Source organism: Bacillus sp. 105MF, from assembly GCF_000374885.1.
Lineage (GTDB): Bacteria > Bacillota > Bacilli > Bacillales > Bacillaceae_G > Bacillus_A > Bacillus_A pseudomycoides.
Map to the genome: position 1 here is coordinate 1 of NZ_KB895655.1, position 3628 is coordinate 3628.

At 34.5% G+C, this 3628-nt stretch carries 3 protein-coding genes and 1 pseudogene; 3 read left to right on the forward strand and 1 reads right to left on the reverse strand.

Going from position 1 to position 3628, the window contains the following annotated elements:
* The 3 genes from C564_RS0131130 to C564_RS0131140 all read left to right on the forward strand — a co-directional run.
* Positions 1 to 645: phospholipase C (locus tag C564_RS0131130; RefSeq protein WP_018768186.1), on the forward strand; the 645-nt coding region annotated here is incomplete at its 5' end.
* A gap of 422 nt (positions 646 to 1067) precedes the next feature.
* Positions 1068 to 2351 (forward strand): hypothetical protein, encoded by a 1284-nt coding sequence (locus tag C564_RS37970; protein WP_018768187.1) that lies wholly within the window; start codon positions 1068 to 1070, stop codon positions 2349 to 2351.
* Between the two features lie 294 nt (positions 2352 to 2645).
* Positions 2646 to 2978 carry a DUF1904 family protein gene (locus C564_RS0131140; RefSeq protein ID WP_018768188.1) on the forward strand — a complete coding sequence of 111 codons (333 nt, stop codon included), beginning with the start codon at positions 2646 to 2648 and terminating at the stop codon, positions 2976 to 2978.
* 171 nt (positions 2979 to 3149) lie between these two features.
* Here the strand turns inward: C564_RS0131140 and C564_RS33160 are convergent.
* Positions 3150 to 3536 (reverse strand): annotated as a pseudogene (locus C564_RS33160) (IS4 family transposase); the annotation flags it as partial.
* Between the last annotated feature and the right edge of the window lie 92 nt (positions 3537 to 3628).

The window sequence follows — 3628 nt, forward strand, 5'->3', positions numbered from 1 at the left end:
AAGCAAAATGAGACAGCTCTATTAAATGAATGGCGTACTAATTTGGAGGAAGGCATTTATTCTGCAGATTATAAAAACCCATACTATGATAATTCTACATTCGCTTCACACTTCTATGATCCTGATTCAGAAAAAACGTATATTCCATTTGCTAAACAAGCAAAGCAAACAGGAGCAAAGTATTTTAAATTAGCTGGTGAAGCTTATCAAAATAAAGATATGAAAAATGCATTCTTTTATTTAGGATTATCACTTCATTATTTAGGGGATGTTAACCAACCAATGCATGCAGCAAACTTTACTAACATTTCGCATCCATTTGGCTTCCACTCAAAATATGAAAACTTCGTTGATACAGTGAAGGACAATTATAGGGTAATAGATGGAGATGGCTATTGGAATTGGAAAAGTGCAAATCCAGAAGAGTGGGTTCATGCATCAGCATCGGCAGCAAAGGCTGATTTCCCATCAATTGTTAATGATAATACGAAAAATTGGTTCCTAAAAGCAGCTGTATCACAAGACTCTGCTGATAAATGGCGTGCGGAAGTAACACCGGTAACAGGAAAACGTTTAATAGAAGCACAGCGTATTACAGCAGGATATATCCATTTATGGTTTGATACGTACGTGAATAACAAATAACAAATAACAAAATACACTTATACATGGCAAAAGGTATTTATGTTATAAAGTGATACTTCCAGCGGTGGGGGCTTCATCCCCCACCTATCTTCTTCGTTTCTCTCTGAATCTTGATGTGGAAGTCTTACTGACCGTAAATAGCGGGATAAAGTAAAACGGAAACGACTATTGGGTTCAAGGGTCACCCTGAGAGTAAATACTATAATTTGAGTTTGATAATTGTATTTTAGAAATTTCCAAGCTTTTCAAATCAATGAAAGACTTTTGTAACATTTACGAAAGTAAATTGAAATATTTCTATAATAAGATGAATATATCAAAGGTGATTTTAGTTGAATTCGAAGTAAAAAGTATAAGCAATGTACAGCGTAATTCTATTTTTTGTAATCTTGTAGAAATGATGAAAGAAAGGGAGAGATCATATGAATTATAAGAAAAAATTGATTCCTGCAGCATTAGCATTTGCTGTTTTAGCAAGTCCAGCCTTTTCTTTAAAGGCAGAAGCAAGTACAGTATCTTCAGCTGCTAGCGCAGTTACTTCTATTGAAAAAGAAAATCCATCATTAAACCTTAAAGATGGACAGGTATCAGAAGAAAATTCTAGTGTAAATCAAGAATTTGATGCAAATTATATCAATAATAATATTATCAAAGCGAATTTCCCATCTGTTACACCACCACACATCAAGGAAGCAAAACCGCTTCAATATGTTTATTTAGATTATTTTTATAAAAATGACAATAAAATCATTGGAAATTGGAGAAATAAAGAGCTAAAACATATGGATCCACCACCTAGATTTTATTACGATTTACAATTCATGGGGTATAGCCCATCTCAAATCGAAGAATATTTTGGAAGTACCTATGGAGAAGCTTTTGTAAAAGGACTTGTTCTGGAAACATTAGAAAACCTTTTTAACACTCGTTATGCGCAAGATCCAAATGATCCTGATGTGCAAAAAATATTAAAATCTAAATATTACGAAAAAAATGATGCTGAAAATGACTATTTTAACCCTGAATTTTTTGAGGGTGAAGGTGGCTTAAAAAGAGCCATTCTAGAGGAATTCGGAAAGAAAAGCTTAGATGAACTTGGAATCCAAGTGATTTGGGGAGACAATAATTGGGGCGCTGAAAAAGCTGTAACAATTGGTTATTCAGCGAAAACACCATTTAACCCACTAAAAGATGCTGTATTAACTGAGAAGAAATATCTGAAGAAAGTTCCTGGTGGTTCAGCATCCATTCCTGCTAAAAACACTGGATATGAAGTAACATTTGACATCAAAACAGGTATGACGAAGGAACAATCACAATCATTTGCTCACACTGTAGGTGTAAATGCTGGTTTTGGTATTGAAGATATTTTTGAAGTGGGAGCAAGTTATGAGTTCCAAAGTACATTTGGTACAAGCATCTCATTAAGTGAAGAACAAACAGTATCACGTAAATTTAGCCTTACTAACGATTCGGATCGAACAATTACAGCTGCATTATACCAAGTTACAGCTGAATATAGCTTAAAACCAGGTTCTGCAGTTGCTGGAGTTGCAAATAAAACAATCAATTCACCTTTTGCACAGTTCTGGCAAGGTGGTCATTATTGGGATACGGCTACGACAGTTAAACCGTCATCTACTTCAACAGGTGCAATTAAAACAGATGATTTAAAATTAGTTCGCTCAGATGTATTAGAAAAATAAAATTAATCAAAACGAGTTTCCCCCAAGCTCCTTTAAAACAATAAAACTGAGAGCATGTTTTGAAAAAAGATTACTCAAAACATGCTCTTCATATTTGTTTTTATATCAAAATTAAGTGCCCCTTGTAATTCCATTCCTTTTGTCTAAATAAATTTAAAAACATATTGTTAGGGGTCAACATACATGCCTATCAACTTAAGAATGTCATTGAAATGTACCAATAGATTCTAGTGCAGCAAAATAAATTGTGCTATGATGTGAGCAAATATAAAGCTATCTAACGGAGGGATTCACATGCCGCATGTTGTGTTTCGTGGAATTACTACTGAACAATTAAAACGCATAAGCAAGCCATTAGTAGAAGAGCTCGCAGAGATTTGTGAGTGTGGTACGGATAATTTTACGTTGGAACTACCAAGTTCTACGTTTATATTCAATGGAGAAGAAATAGAAGCGTTTCCTCTTATTGAAGTGAAATGGTTCGAGCGTGGACAGGAAATTCGTGATCGATTTGCCAAGGCCATTACTACATATGTAATGGATTTTGGACTTCCAGAAGTAGAGGTTGTATTTACGGTTTTCACAGAATCAGCGTATTATATTAACGGGAAGCATTGTGCAAGTTAGAGCTATTTGAAAGATTTTTGTAACATTTATAAGGGGGAGCGCCACACATCCATCAACTTAAGGTATATTTTTATAGAAAATGCGGTCTTTTCATATAGTTTATTATTATCTTTTATAGATTTTATAAAAATGGGCATATCAAATAAACCCTGACGGGTTTCAATTTTTTTACTATGCTACCTGATGAGTAGAAGTGGTATACTCATAAACAACACCCAAAATATCAAAGACTGTCTTTTTCTCATAACGATGAGATTTTCGTCCGTTACGCTGTAGGAGGTTAAACAGACGAAGGAGAACCTTTGATAATTCTTGGGTGTTTTTGTGTAATGCTTGGTAAAAAAGTAAAAAATAATCCTTAATTATGTACATCGCTTTATATTCACTTAGCTCTTTCTGTTTCTTACGTAACAGGAGTTCTCGCATTTTAAACATAGTAGAGGAACATAATAGAATACTAATGAGTTGCCCATAAAGGTGGCATTCTAATCTTTCTTGTTTAATAGATTTACAACGATGAATTTGAAACCAAGATTTCCATATCTTAAATAACAGCTGTCGGGTAAAGAACTGGCGCAGTATCGGTTATGACCCGTTTCCAGCTCCTCCCCATAAGAACTGCTCGTGAGGTTTTCCCTCAAGCAGCTCAC

Bases quoted from the DNA above. Each gene is read 5' to 3' on its own strand.
- C564_RS0131140 (WP_018768188.1), top strand. From the start codon at position 2,646: ATGCCGCATGTTGTGTTTCGTGGAATTACTACTGAACAATTAAAACGC.
- C564_RS37970 (WP_018768187.1), top strand. From the start codon at position 1,068: ATGAATTATAAGAAAAAATTGATTCCTGCAGCATTAGCATTTGCTGTT.